Annotated in this window: 13 protein-coding genes; 2 read left to right on the forward strand and 11 right to left on the reverse strand. The window is 28.4% G+C overall.

Annotation, left to right across the window (positions count from 1 at the left end; genetic code table 11):
- Positions 1-3 precede the first annotated feature (3 nt).
- The 9 genes from B5464_RS12355 to B5464_RS12395 form a co-directional block, all read right to left on the reverse strand.
- A complete protein-coding gene (locus B5464_RS12355; RefSeq protein WP_079738612.1) occupies positions 4-795 on the reverse strand; it encodes an anti-sigma factor in 792 nt (263 codons plus the stop codon).
- A gap of 2 nt (positions 796-797) precedes the next feature.
- Positions 798-1,328, reverse strand: a complete 531-nt coding sequence (locus tag B5464_RS12360) for an RNA polymerase sigma factor (RefSeq protein ID WP_079738613.1) — start codon at positions 1,326-1,328, stop codon at positions 798-800.
- A 149-nt stretch (positions 1,329-1,477) separates the two neighbouring features.
- Positions 1,478-3,439, reverse strand: a complete 1,962-nt coding sequence (locus B5464_RS12365; protein ID WP_079738614.1) for a DUF3857 domain-containing protein — start codon at positions 3,437-3,439, stop codon at positions 1,478-1,480.
- On the reverse strand, positions 3,426-4,520 hold the full coding sequence (locus B5464_RS12370; RefSeq protein ID WP_077809032.1) for a PolC-type DNA polymerase III: 1,095 nt from the start codon (positions 4,518-4,520) through the stop codon (positions 3,426-3,428). Before B5464_RS12370 ends, B5464_RS12365 begins: the two co-directional genes overlap by 14 nt.
- A gap of 25 nt (positions 4,521-4,545) precedes the next feature.
- On the reverse strand, positions 4,546-5,214 hold the full coding sequence (locus tag B5464_RS12375; RefSeq protein ID WP_079738615.1) for a YggS family pyridoxal phosphate-dependent enzyme: 669 nt from the start codon (positions 5,212-5,214) through the stop codon (positions 4,546-4,548).
- A gap of 1 nt (position 5,215) precedes the next feature.
- On the reverse strand, positions 5,216-6,454 hold the full coding sequence (locus B5464_RS12380; RefSeq protein ID WP_079738616.1) for a DUF1015 domain-containing protein: 1,239 nt from the start codon (positions 6,452-6,454) through the stop codon (positions 5,216-5,218).
- Positions 6,455-6,457: 3 nt separating this feature from the next.
- On the reverse strand, positions 6,458-7,408 hold the full coding sequence (locus B5464_RS12385; protein ID WP_079738617.1) for a D-2-hydroxyacid dehydrogenase: 951 nt from the start codon (positions 7,406-7,408) through the stop codon (positions 6,458-6,460).
- A 53-nt stretch (positions 7,409-7,461) separates the two neighbouring features.
- Positions 7,462-8,529 (reverse strand): 3-phosphoserine/phosphohydroxythreonine transaminase, encoded by a 1,068-nt coding sequence (serC, locus tag B5464_RS12390; protein ID WP_079738618.1) that lies wholly within the window; start codon positions 8,527-8,529, stop codon positions 7,462-7,464.
- Positions 8,530-8,554: 25 nt separating this feature from the next.
- Entirely contained in the window at positions 8,555-9,616 is a 1,062-nt protein-coding gene (locus B5464_RS12395) for an acyl-CoA reductase (RefSeq protein ID WP_079738619.1), read from the reverse strand.
- Positions 9,617-9,685: 69 nt separating this feature from the next.
- Between B5464_RS12395 and B5464_RS12400 the strand changes: the two genes are divergently transcribed.
- Positions 9,686-10,036, forward strand: a complete 351-nt coding sequence (locus B5464_RS12400; RefSeq protein ID WP_079738620.1) for a 4Fe-4S dicluster domain-containing protein — start codon at positions 9,686-9,688, stop codon at positions 10,034-10,036.
- Between the two features lie 52 nt (positions 10,037-10,088).
- Here the strand turns inward: B5464_RS12400 and B5464_RS12405 are convergent, their stop codons facing one another.
- The gene (locus B5464_RS12405) at positions 10,089-11,591 is read right to left on the reverse strand and encodes a carboxypeptidase-like regulatory domain-containing protein (RefSeq protein WP_079738621.1); all 1,503 of its coding nucleotides are present in this window, start codon (positions 11,589-11,591) and stop codon (positions 10,089-10,091) included.
- Positions 11,592-11,741: 150 nt separating this feature from the next.
- Here B5464_RS12405 and ychF point away from each other — a divergent pair, with 150 nt between their 5' ends.
- The gene (ychF, locus tag B5464_RS12410; protein WP_079738622.1) at positions 11,742-12,833 is read left to right on the forward strand and encodes a redox-regulated ATPase YchF; all 1,092 of its coding nucleotides are present in this window, start codon (positions 11,742-11,744) and stop codon (positions 12,831-12,833) included.
- A 40-nt stretch (positions 12,834-12,873) separates the two neighbouring features.
- Here ychF and B5464_RS12415 read toward each other — a convergent pair whose 3' ends face one another.
- The gene (locus B5464_RS12415) at positions 12,874-13,449 is read right to left on the reverse strand and encodes an aspartyl/asparaginyl beta-hydroxylase domain-containing protein (protein WP_079738623.1); all 576 of its coding nucleotides are present in this window, start codon (positions 13,447-13,449) and stop codon (positions 12,874-12,876) included.
- Positions 13,450-13,635 lie beyond the last annotated feature (186 nt).

The raw sequence follows: 13,635 nt of genomic DNA on the forward strand, positions 1-13,635 counted from the left end.
TTTTTATGGAGTAGAAGCTACTACAGCACCTAAAGCATATAATTGCTCTAAAGTAGGAGACTCGCTACCACCTTCATTTTCTAAAGTAATACCAAACGCTTCAGATTCATTTGCATTTTCAATAGTAAAAATCTTATTAGCATCTGCTGTAAAAGTGTCGATTGTACCTAAACTTGTAGGTGTTAAAGGACTCATTTTTAAGGACCAAACTTGGTAAACTTTACCTTTTGGTGGTTCTGGTAATCCTTTAGCATCTAAATAAATACTTTTCGTTTTCTTGTCCCAATAAACTTTAGCGTAAGAATCCGGAGAAACTTTTTGTCCGTCTAGTGGTACTGATATAATTTCTTTATCTCTAAAAACTGTAATTAGTTTTTCTGCTTCTGCTAAACTATTAGAAGCTTTCTCTATTTGTTCTTCAAGTTGTACTTTTTCTGATGCAACTTGTTCTTGTAATTTATTATTTTTAGAAATAGACCAAATTAATGTACTTCCTAAAAGTACTGCAGCTGCCCAACCAGTAAACTGAGTCCAGTTAGTTTTGCGTTCTGCAATTTTAATTACTTTTGTATCGTTAATGTTTATGCCCTTTAAAATATCTGTAAATAAATAAGTTGAATCTTTTTTTGCAGCAGCAGTTAATTTTACAATAGCATTTTCTATTGAGGTAACTTCGGCCAAAAGTTCTGGGCTTTTTTTAACTGCATTGTGCACTTCTTCATTCTCTTTTTCAGAGAGAGAGCCTGCTACATACAGTTCTAAAATTCCTGATTCTATGTATTTTTGTATATCCATTATTAAACGCCTACCATTGTTCTTAATTCTGCAATACAATTTCTATTGCGTGTTTTTATTGTACCAAGTGGTATGTCTAATTCTTCTGATGCTTCTTTTTGTGTGTAGCCTTTAAAGAATAACAATTCTATTACAGATTTACATTTATCGCCAAGGTTTTTTACAAACTCTTTAATACCTATTGCATCTGTAGAATTATTTAGATTATCACTTGTTTCTAATATATCTACGAAAAAATCTGAGTTAAGGTTTTGTTTCGACTGCTTAAACTTCTTAGAACGAGTGTAATCTATAGCTGCATTTCTTGCTATATTTAAAATCCAAGTAAAAAATCTACCTTTTTTAGAGGAGTAAGAATCAGATTTGTTCCAAGCTTTGATAAAAACATCTTGTGTTATTTCTTGGGCAACATCGTCATTTTTTACGATAGTATTAACAACACCAGAAATACTATTACAATACATATTGTAAAGTTTTTCGTAGGCTTTTACATCCTTTTGTTGAAAATCTATAACTAGTTTATCTAAATTCATAATTTCTATTAACTGCTAATCTATTAAATATAATTGAGAATTTAACAAATATTAACATTTTAAAAATAGCTGTTTACTATTTTTAAAATCAATTTTACAGTTTAACTGTTTGTTGATCAGTAGTTTTTGTTTTTAATCGTCTAAAACTGTTAAACTTTATTTTTTTCTAATAGAATAAAAGAGTTTTCGGCAATAATTATTTGTTTAAAATATTCTTTTAAAGCGAAATATTCTTCACTTGTATATGTTTTTCTATTGATACTAAAGCTAACATATAAATTTATTGTATTATCTTTTTGTTGTGACTTTATAATAAATGTACCTCCTTTATTAGGCAATGCAATTGCTTTATTTTTCGGTAATTTAGATACTTTATATTCTTTTGGAATTGTTAAACTTAATGAAAAAGTACTTTTAAAAGGGTGTGCGAAATCTACAGGATAATTTCTTTCTTTTAATTTAAAAGGATTTACATTTATTCTTTCAAAAATAAAAGGGTTAATTCTAGCCGTGTTTCCTAAATCTTCATTCATAAAGATTTTGACTTTAAAAACTTCTGTAATAGGTTTCTCTATTAAATCTTTAGAAACAACTTTATAGTCTTCTACTTCTAGATCAACATGTTTAGATTCTACTTCATCTAAATATGAATCTTTTGATAAACTTGCTAGTTTTTTTCTTTGTTTTTGTGCGTAATATCCTGTTTTTCTTATAAATAAATTTCCAGTAAATACACCTTCTGCATTTAAAGTAAGTTTAATATTTATATTTTTATTTGAATTTATAGTTGGCTCTAAATAAGTCCAGTTTCCTTCTTTTTCATAATTTATAACCCTTGCTTCTCCGTTTAAAGTTCTTATCGGAACCAAGCCAAAGGGTAAAAATTTATCAGTAGCATCTAAATAATAATCTTTACCATCTATATTTACTTTAACGATTACGTAGTTATAGTCATAAATAACAGGATGCAGTTTTGTAGGGATACCATTATTTCTTGTTGATAAGACAACTAAATTTGCGTTTATGTTTGCAGCCGTTAAACTATTAAAAAGTGATACGTTTATTTCGCCAACATTGCCAGATTTTTCATTAAAAGCTGTTTTTACTTTTGCGTCTTCATTGGTCCAATTTTTATCATTCCATGTATAATGATTTTGAATAAACTTGTAAATTTCTTTTGCTTTTTTAAGTTCATTTTCTATCGAGAATAAATTTTCTGGTAAATTTTTTCTAAAAAAACTCTTCTTTGAAGTTTGATTGTTAAAAAATTGAGCTTTTAATTTTTTGTCTGCTTTTTTCCAAGTAGTTGTGTAGCTTGTTTTATCACCTCTCACATCTGTGTATGAGATTAAATCGAAAGTAATTCTTGCCAAATAATTTTTCTTACTTAGCATATATTCTTCTTTTTTAAAGGCCGGTACGTTATTCATACCATAAGAATATATAATACATGCTCCTTCGCCAACGCCATCTATATAAACACATTTCTTTTTTATAGATGGATTATCTTTGTCTAAATTTAAATAGCCAATTAATCGAACATGGTATTTATAATTACCCAAAACAGCTGCGTCAAATTCACTTTTAATTTTCGGTATTTCAGACTGGAAAGTCCAATCGTCTAAACCTAAATATGGCGATAAAACACTGTATTTATATTCGATAACACTACCTTCTTTAATTTTAGAAAGTGTAAATTTTTTAGTTTTCCAGCTTTCACTATTTTCAACTGTAAAAACATCTTTATCCATAAGATTATTTTTTACAATTCTAGAATCATCATTGATATTGTAAGTAATTGCTTTTAAATCAACTAATCTTTCTTTTTTATATAGATCGATGCTAATATTTGCTAAATCAAAGGCAGATTTATTAAAGATTTTAATTCTGTAATAATAATCTGTTCTAGTATTATAATCGTTATTTGGATCTAGATAAACATTGGCATGTTCATATAGTACTACAGCAGCTGCAGTAGAATCTTTGTCATAAATAGACATTTTTAATTCTTCGAGCGTAGTTTTACCTAGTTTAGTAGATTTTTTTGCTTGTGCAATGTTAATAGATGTGTGTGTAAGTAATAGTAGTAGTAAAATTTTAATCTTTTTCATTTGAAAGTCTAACAATTTTTTTAACAGAGCTTGTATTTAAGTAGTTTTTAACAATAGTTTTTGCAAGGTTTTTATCTTCTATTGGTGTTAATACAGATTTTAAAATATCTAAACGATTTTCTTGATAAGCTAAATTTGTGTATCCGTAACCAAATACCTCTTTGTTTTCTACAAGTATAACAGCGTGCTCTTCGACTTCTCTTCCTTTTTCATAAATTAAAAAATCTTCGTTGTTAAACTCGCGTAAGTTTGGTTTTCTTTTTTTTCTGAAGTTAAATTTTGGTGAAAGTATATCTAATTCTATATAATATTTAAGTCTAGTAAATAAATCGTTGCCAGTTTTTTCGAAAGAAATTGCAGCAGCTCTATCTTGAATTTTTACTGCTCTACGTGTTTGTTTTAAAAACAATTTATTTACTTCTGCTTTTACATTTTTGCCACGACCTAAAAAAATCACTTTACCTTTTGCATCATGAATGTAAAATAAACCTTGTTCTTTTGGTACAGAATCGATAAGTTTCTGTAACCTTTCTTTTTCAACTCTTTTGTCGTGGTATTTTACAGAATTTTGAATAATAGATTTGTCGATGTCTTTCTCTAACAGAAGTTTAAAAAGTTGCACGGTCGCCAATGCATCACCAGAAGCTCTATGTCTATCTGTCATTGGTATACCTAAGGCTTTTGTTAATTTACCTAAGCTATAAGAAGGTTGATCTAATATTAGTTTCTGACTTAACTCTACAGTACAAAGTGTATTTCTATTAAAATCATAACCCAATCGATCAAACTCGGTGCTTAAAATTCTATAATCAAAAGCAGCATTATGCGCAACTAAAGTACAATCTGTAGTAATTTCTATAATTCTTTTAGCAACCTCATAAAATTTAGGTGCATTTTGTAGCATTTTGTTGTTTATACCGGTAAGTTTTACAACAAATTTTTGGATTTCTTTTTCAGGATTAACAAGACTAATAAATTGATCTACAACCGAGTGTCCGTCAAATTTATAAATAGCAATTTCTGTAATGCCTTCTTCATTAAATTTACCTCCTGTTGTTTCAATGTCTAGTATAACGTACAAATTCTATATCTTTTTAAGCAATTAATTAGTTATAGTTTCTATTACCAAAGATAGAACTTCCTACTCTAATCATAGTACTACCACAATCGATAGCTAAGTTATAATCGCCACTCATTCCCATAGAAAGAGTTTCTAACTTGCAATTGTCTTTAATTGTAGCAGTTTTATGTTTGTTAAAAAAGGCTTTTAATGATAAAAACTCTTCTTCTAGTTGTTTCTTGTTATCTGTAAATGTAGCCATTCCCATGAAACCTACAATTTTAATGTTTTTTAAATCTTGTAATTCTTCAGAAATTAATATTTTTTCAATTTCATCAAAAGATAAACCAAATTTAGTTTCTTCCTTTGCTATTTTGGCTTGTAATAGACAATTAATTACTCTGTTATTTTTTTTGGCTTGCTTATCTATTTCTTTAAGTGTCTTAAATTTATCTACACCATGAATTAAATCTACAAAACTAGCCATATACTTAACTTTATTGCTTTGCAAATGGCCAATCATGTGCCATTTAATGTCTTTTGGTAAAACCTCGAATTTGTTTACCATTTCTTGAATTTTATTTTCACCAAAAATACGCTGACCAGCATCATATGCTTCCTGCAAATCTTCTACGGGCTTTGTTTTAGAAACAGCAACTAAAGTTACAGAACTTGGTAAACTTTCTTTTATTTGATTTAGATTTTCTGTAATCATTTTAAAATTCGTAAATAGTTAATGCACTTCTTAATTTTGGTTCTATATAGGTAGTTTTTGGTGGCATCAACAAACCAGCATCTACTATTTCTTTTAATTCTGATATGGTTGTTGGTAACATGCCAAAAGAAACTTTAAATTCGCCAGAATCTACTTTTGTTTTCAATTCTAAACTATCAGATTTATCTTGTGAATATACTATTTTAGAATCGTTTCTGATGTCTTCTATACCTAAAATTGGTTTTAAAACCGTTGTATATAATATTTGGGCATCTAATCTACTTAAAGAATCTGTAAAATTATATAAAGATTTGCGCAAGTATAAAGCATAAAACTCTCCATTAAGATACATGCTAAAATGGTGTTTCTCTTTTGGTTTGTACAACTCTTGTTTTCTGTTTTCTATTCTAAAAATAGTGTCTAATTCTATTAAAAATTCATGCGGAGTAAGGCCATTTAAGTCTTTGATAAATCGATTAAACTCGTAAATACTTAATTGACTTTCTGGTAACAAATAACTCATAAAAAAGTTATAAGCTTCTTTACCCGTATGATTTGGGTTTTCTTTTGCTAGTCGATCTGCCAACAAACAAGAAGATGTTGATCTATGATGACCATCGGCAATATATAACGTATCAACCTCTTTAAAACCTTGTTCTATCTTTGCAACATCTTTCTTATCATTAACAACCCACAAAAGATGAGAAGTTTTATCTGTTGATGAAAACTCGTATTCTGCTCTTTCTTTTGTGTATTTTTTTATTATTGATGATATATCATCATTGTCTGGATATGTTAAAAGCACTGGTTCTGCATTAAAACCAGTGTTTTTTAAATAATTTTCAAACAACAGTTCTCTTTCTTTTAAAGTGCCTTCGTGTTTTTTTATAACATCGTTATGATAATCTTCTACAGAAGTTGCAGAGATTATTCCGCAGAAAGAATTTGTTGCAGTAATTTTTTGATAAATGTAAAAACCAGGTAATTCATCTTGAAAGAAAATTTCGTCTTCTTTAAATTCTAAATATCTGTTATGTACCAATTTAAAGCGTAACTCTCCTGTAATATCTTGTTTGTGATATTTATAACCAGGATTTATAACGTGTAAAAATGTATACGGATTAAAAGCTAATTTAGAATTTAGCATTTCTGGTGTATAAACTTCATAAGATTTAGAAGAAACCAAAGCTGCTTTATCTCTTTTAGCTCTTACCGCTTTAAAAGGTTTAACAATTGCCATATTTTATCTTAAAAGTGCAATAATTTGAGATGCTAATTCTGCACCAATTCTTTCTTGTGCGTCTATACTTTCTGAACCAATGTTTGGTGATAAAGAAATCTCTGGATTCATTAATAATTGTACCGCAGGTGTTGGCTCTGTTTCAAAAACATCTAAACCAGCAAATTGTACTTTACCACTTTCTATAGCTTTTACTAAATCTACTTCGTGTAAAATACCACCTTTTGCAGTATTGATAATTCCTACACCATCTTTCATTTTTTCAATTTCTACACCACTAATAATGTATTTTTCTTGTGCTGGTGCATGTAAAGTAATAAAATCAGATGCTTCTAGAACATCATCTTTATCTATGGTTTCTATATTAATAGTAACTTTTTGACCGTTAAAAAAATCTATAGAAATTGGTGCTCCTGTAATTCTATCATCCGAAGCAATTACATTCATACCCAAAGCTAATGCAATTTTAGCAACAGCTTGTCCTGTTTTTTCAAAACCGATAATACCTAATGTTTTTCCGCGCAACTCTAAACCGCTTGCATAAGCTTTCTTTAAATCTTTAAAGCGAGTATCGCCTTCTAAAGGCATTTCTCTGTTAGAAGAGTGTAAAAATCTTGCCATTCCGAATAAATGAGCAAAAACCAATTCTGCTACAGCATTTGCCGTTGCGTTAGGTGTATTTATAACGTGTAACCCATTGTCTTCTGCAAATTCTACATCTACATTATCTGTATTTACACCACTAATACCAATCAATTTAATACTTGGGCAAGCTTCTATTAACTCTTGTCTTACTTGCGTATTATTTTTAACCAATATTGCATCAATATTATTATCGTTTATAAAGTTTTCTAATTGATTTTGTGCAACTTTAGTAGTTAATACTTCAAAACCTCCTTTTTCTAAAGCGTCTATTCCGCTGTTAGAAATACCGTCATTTGCTAATATTTTCATTCTTTTATTTCAGTCTGTTCAAATTTGTAATTAAATAAGAACGGTTTGTATTTTTATTTTTGATTTCTCTCAAACTCTTGCATTACATCTACCAAAACCTGTACACTATATAAAGGTAATGCGTTGTACATGCTTGCTCTATAACCACCAACACTTCTGTGTCCGTGTAAGCCATTTATACCAGCTTCTTTCCACATTTTATCAAAAGATTCTTTTAAAGAATCGTCTGTAATGTTAAAAGTTGCATTCATAATACTTCTATCTTCTTTAGCTACAATTCCTTCGAAAAACGGATTTCTATCAATTTCTGAATACAATAAATCGGCTTTTTTAGCATTTACTTTTTCGATAAATGGAATTCCGCCTAAATCTTTAAGCCATTGCAAAGTTAACATAGAAACATAAACAGCAAAAACAGAAGGTGTATTAAACATGCTGTCTTTATCTATATGTACTTGATAATTTAACATAGAAGGAATGTGTCTTTCTACTTTTCCTAAAATTTCTTCTTTAATAACAACTAAAGTTGCACCTGCTGGACCCATGTTTTTTTGAGCACCTGCATAAATTAAATCGAACTTTTCGAAATCTAATTGCCTAGAAAAAATATCTGAGCTCATATCACAAACTAAAGGAACATTTGTTTTTGGAAAAGTTTTCATTTGTGTACCAGCAACAGTATTATTACTTGTGCAATGAAAATAATCTATATCTTTTGGGATACTATATTCTTTAGGAATGTAAGAAAAACCTTTATCTTTAGAAGAACCAACTTCTATTAACTCGCCAAAAGCTTTTGCTTCTGTTATAGCTTTGTTAGACCAAGTACCCGTATTTAAATACGCAGCTTTTTTGTTTAATAAATTATAAGCAACCATTAAAAACTCTAAACTTGCACCACCTTGTAAAAACAAAGCTTTGTAGCCTTTATTTTCTAAACCTAATAATTCTAGAGCTAAAGATCTCGCTTTTTCTATAACGTTTACAAAAGATTCGCTTCTGTGAGAAATTTCGATTAAAGATAAATTATCATCATTAAAATTTAAAATTGCTTCAGATGCTTTTTTAAGAACTTCATCTGGTAAAATACAAGGTCCTGCGCTAAAATTATGCTTTTTCATTTTTATAGTTGGTTGTGTTGTTGTTTTATATTTTAGATAAGAATTCTAATGTGTTAATTCCGTCTGCATAATCCCATAATTTAGGATTCTGAGTTTCGCCAAAAGCAATTTCATTTTCTATAAAATTATTGGCAACAATACATTGAATTTTTTCTTTATCTTGATGTAGTTTAATTTTTAAATCTATTTCGTTGTCATAATATTCGTAAAATATTGTGGCAATAGGAGATGCGTAGCTTTCATCTTCTTTAATCATTAAAAAACCATTTTCTAATAAATCAAACTCACTCATTAAATAGACAGCTTTGTTATAATCGTAATTATTGGCATATTTTGCATTGCCTATAATGTCCTTTTTAGCATACATTCCTGTAAAAAAAGCATCAAAATTATAATTTTTTGGCACATAAAGTTTAGAAACACTTCTACAACCTAAACCAAAATATTGAAAAACATCATTAGATAATTTCGTAAAATCTTCTTCAGTTTCATTACCTGTTAAAACCGCCACAGAATTTCTACTTTTTCTGATGATATTTGGTTTGTTTTTAAAGTAATATTCAAAGTAACGAGCCGTGTTATCGCTACCAGTAGCAATTACTGCGTCAAAATTTTCTAATTTCTGCTCTGTAAAAGAGATGTTTCCTTTAAAACTAGAATTTACATATTCTAAATACTTGGCTAAAAAAGGTAGCAAATGTTTATCATTAGAAGATTGTTTAACCAAAACTGCATTTCCTGATATTAATACTGATAAAAAATCATGAAAACCAACCAAAGGAATATTACCTGCCATTACGATTGCCACAGTTTTAGCAGCAGCATCGTTTATCGAATTTTTAGAAACCCATTCTTCTAAGTTGTTTTTTGTTAGTGCATTAGACCAACTTTCTAAAGAGAATAAAATATTATCTTTAGTAAACCAAGAATTATTTTCTTGAGCTAATTTTATTTGATGCTTAAATCCATCAAAAAAAAGATCGTTAAATTCTACACTTTCTTTTTTTGCTATTTTTTCTTGAGAAAACTGACTTAAAAATGCTCCTAATTTTACAAAAGCAGTAATTCTATTTTGAATACTATCCATTTATTTTGGTTGTAACTATTTTTGGCGTTATTTTTGCAATTGCAAAGGTACAAAACAGAAAAGAAAATTATGGCAATTATAATAACAGATGAATGTATAAATTGTGGTGCTTGTGAACCAGAATGTCCTAACACAGCAATTTATGAAGGCGCAGACGATTGGAAATATTCTGACGGAACAGATTTATCGGGAAGGGCAGTGTTACCAAACGGTAAAACAATAAATGCAGATGAAGATCAAGAACCAATTTCTGATGAAGTTTACTATATTGTAGCAGATAAATGTACAGAATGTAAAGGTTTTCATGAAGAGCCACAATGTGCAGCTGTTTGTCCTGTAGATTGTTGTGTGCCAGATGATGATAATGTAGAAACTGAAGAAGAATTGTTAGCAAAACAAAAGTTTTTACACAACGATTAATCTTTTTTAAAGCATAAAATTTAAAATCCTGAGTTTTTTACTCAGGATTTTTTTATGAATTCTTTTCTAAATAATTTATTATTAGTTGTCTGTTTTTCCATGACGATGCGTTGTGTTTTTCATCAGAAATATAAGTAGATTTTTTTTTGAAATCTTCTTTTGTGTAAGGTATTAGATTTTTATTAAGTGTTTTTGTCGGCTCGTTTAATAAAACTTCTGTTACATCATTTAGATTAACTTCTACTTTAATATTGAATTTTATTTTTTCTCTATTTTTTGAGTTTTCAATAAATTTTATAGGTCTATTTATGTACGCATAGTTTTTTATTTCCTGTTTTAGATAAGAAGCGTAAACGCTACCATCGTTGTCTTTTTCATAAAATAGAGTAGTGGCGTCCTCGTTTTCTGAATACTTAATACCTAAAAGCCATTTTAAATTTACATGTTCGCCTCGTTTTCCTTTTGCGTACTTATAAATTATTTTTTGTATGCTAAAATTAACAGGATTAATATATATTTTTCCGGAATATTTTGCTTTAGATTTTTTAGGTTTATACGATATAACGTACATTTTGTTACCATTTGTAATTTCACTTTTTTCTAAAGATTGACTGTAAAACTTGCTATTTAAAAAGTTGTTTTCGTCATTATTTAAAAAAAAAGAACCTTTATTTTCTATAGTTCTTTTGTTATTTGTTATTCTAAAATTGCCAAAAGAATTGTCGTTTTTTAAAGAATCGGTTTTTTTAGAAACCTCTTTAAAAGACAAAGAGTCTTCAACTTTAAACAATCCTGTTTTTACTTTATATGTTTTATTTTTATCTAAATGTGTTAAAACAATATTCTGAATTTTATTTTGAAGATTATTTAAGGTTATGCCATTAAACAATTCTTTTTTTCGATATCCTTCGACATTATCAACCTTAATAATAGAAACTTTTTTATTAGTCTTTTTTGGTTTTATACTTTGTGTATTAATCTTAGCATAAAATTCCTTAGAAAACTCGGGACTTATATTTTTTAAATTTTTAGAAAAATTTTCAAAGTCTTTTTGTGCCAATTTTCTATTTTGTTTATTAAGTAGAGAGCTAGATTCTAAATCTAATTCTAGTTTGTTAAAATCTATTTTTTGATTTTCGTAAACATATATATCTTGTTTATTACTAAAAGTAATATAATTTTTACGCATACTGTCTAAAGTTTTCTGTATTAAACTTTCTAAGGATATTTTATCAAATTTTAGCTCTATCTCTGCTAATTGATTTATATTTTCTAATAAGTAGACTTTGTATTTTTGGTTGATTAAATCATTAATAGTCAATGTTACTGATTGATAACCCAAAGAAGAGAAAGTGATTTTTGTAGCATTTTTAAGTTGTAAATTATAATTGCCAAATTTATCGCTTACTGTACCTGTTTTATTGTTTGTTACAATGGCAACACGATCAATTGGTTTATTAGAAGTTTTCGAAAATACGTAACCAGAAATTTTTTGGGCGTTTAAAGAGAAATTAACAATTAAAATTGTTAAAAATAGATGTAATTTTATTTTCATAGGATGCTTTTATTTCTAAAAGTATCATTTTTTATTATTGTAAAATAAAACCTTAAAAAGTTTAACAAAGTATTATATTTGCACTCTCAAAAATTTATGAAAGATTAACAAAAATTAGGTTAAATCTTTCTTTTATTAAATTTATTACACATGAAAGCCGGAATTGTAGGATTACCAAACGTAGGAAAATCAACCTTATTTAATTGTTTATCTAATGCAAAAGCGCAAAGTGCCAACTTTCCTTTTTGTACAATCGAACCTAATTTAGGTGTAGTAAATGTGCCAGATAAAAGAATAGAAAAGTTAGAAGAACTTGTGAATCCAGAGCGAGTTTTACCAGCTACAGTAGAAATAGTAGATATTGCAGGTTTGGTAAAAGGAGCAAGTAAAGGAGAGGGTTTAGGAAATCAATTCTTAGCAAATATTAGAGAAACAGATGCAATTTTACACGTTTTGCGTTGTTTTGATAATGATAATATTATTCATGTAGATAATTCTATTGATCCTGTTAGAGATAAAGAAACAATCGATATCGAATTACAGTTAAAAGATTTAGAAACTGTTCAAAAAAGACTAGAAAGAGTAAAAAGAACTGCTAAAACTGGTAATAAAGAAGCGCAAGCAGAATTGATAGTTTTATTAAAAATTGAAGAAACATTATTACAAGGTACTTCTGTTAGAGCTTTAGATTTTTCTGAAAAAGAAATAGAATTTGTACAATCTTTGCAGTTTATTACAGCAAAACCAGTGTTATATGTTTGTAATGTAGATGAAGGTTCTGCAGTTTCTGGTAACGAATATGTAGAAAAAGTAAAAGAAGCTGTAAAAGAAGAAGATGCAGAAGTAATTGTATTAGCTGTTGGTACAGAAGCAGATATAACAGAATTAGACGATTACGAAGAAAGACAAATGTTTTTAGCTGATATTGGTTTAGAAGAAGCTGGTGTTTCTAGGTTAGTTCGTTCTGCGTATAAATTATTAAACTTACAAACTTACTTTACGGCAGGTGTTAAAGAAGTTAGAGCTTGGACAATACCTATTGGTTCTACTGCACCACAAGCAGCAGGAGTAATTCACACAGATTTTGAGAAAGGCTTTATTAGAGCAGAAACAATTTCTTACGAAGATTATGTTACTTTTGGTAGCGAAGCTAAAGTGAAAGAAGCGGGTAAAATGAGAGTAGAAGGTAAAGATTATATTGTAAAAGATGGTGATGTAATGCACTTTAGATTTAACGTATAATTACTTTTTAAATAAAGTTATTAAAAATCCCAATAAGAAATTATTGGGATTTTTTTATCAAGTTTTTCAACCAATCATTGGGTATCATATCTATTGTTAAGTTTATGCGTTCTTCATTACAATTATTAGTAATTTGATGAGGCTTTGTTAAATCTAAATACCAACATTCGCCCGGTTTCATATTTATAGGTGTTTTGTTTAAACTAAAAACCATTTTATCATTATTTAAAATAGGTATTGTAATTCTAATTACAGATTTTTCTACCGTTAGACCTAAAGTTGGGTCTGTGTGTTCTTTTACTTCAGAATATGGTGCAAGCCTTAATAATCTAACCAAAGTTACTGTTGTGTTTTTTTGAAATTTTTCAACAATACTTTTTAGATATACTGATTTTTCTAAAGAGTTTGTATTTAGCCATTTTGTCCAAGAACCATCAGCATAATCTTTTGCAGGTGGCGGAAAAGGTAAAGACGAATCTACTATATGAGCTGGACCTCGTAATTGGATTACATTATAATAAACAAAATCTTCATGGCATAAAATTTTTGTTTCTTGCGTTAGTTTTTCAGTATCAAAATTAAAAGGCAGTTGTACTCTGTCATTATTAATAACCATAAAAAGAATATAGAATTTATTTATTGCACTAAATTAGTTAATAGAATAAAGTTAAAAGCTAGTATAAATACCTGTTTTTGTTTGAAGCAGTTCAATATACATACTCAACCGTTTCGTACTTATTATATTGGTTTTATATCTAAAAAAGTAATTCTTAATAAGAGTTATTCTTAAAATATTAAGACG

Origin of the sequence: Polaribacter sp. KT 15, from assembly GCF_900143115.1 — a bacterium.
Taxonomy (GTDB): Bacteria; Bacteroidota; Bacteroidia; order Flavobacteriales; family Flavobacteriaceae; genus Polaribacter; species Polaribacter marinaquae.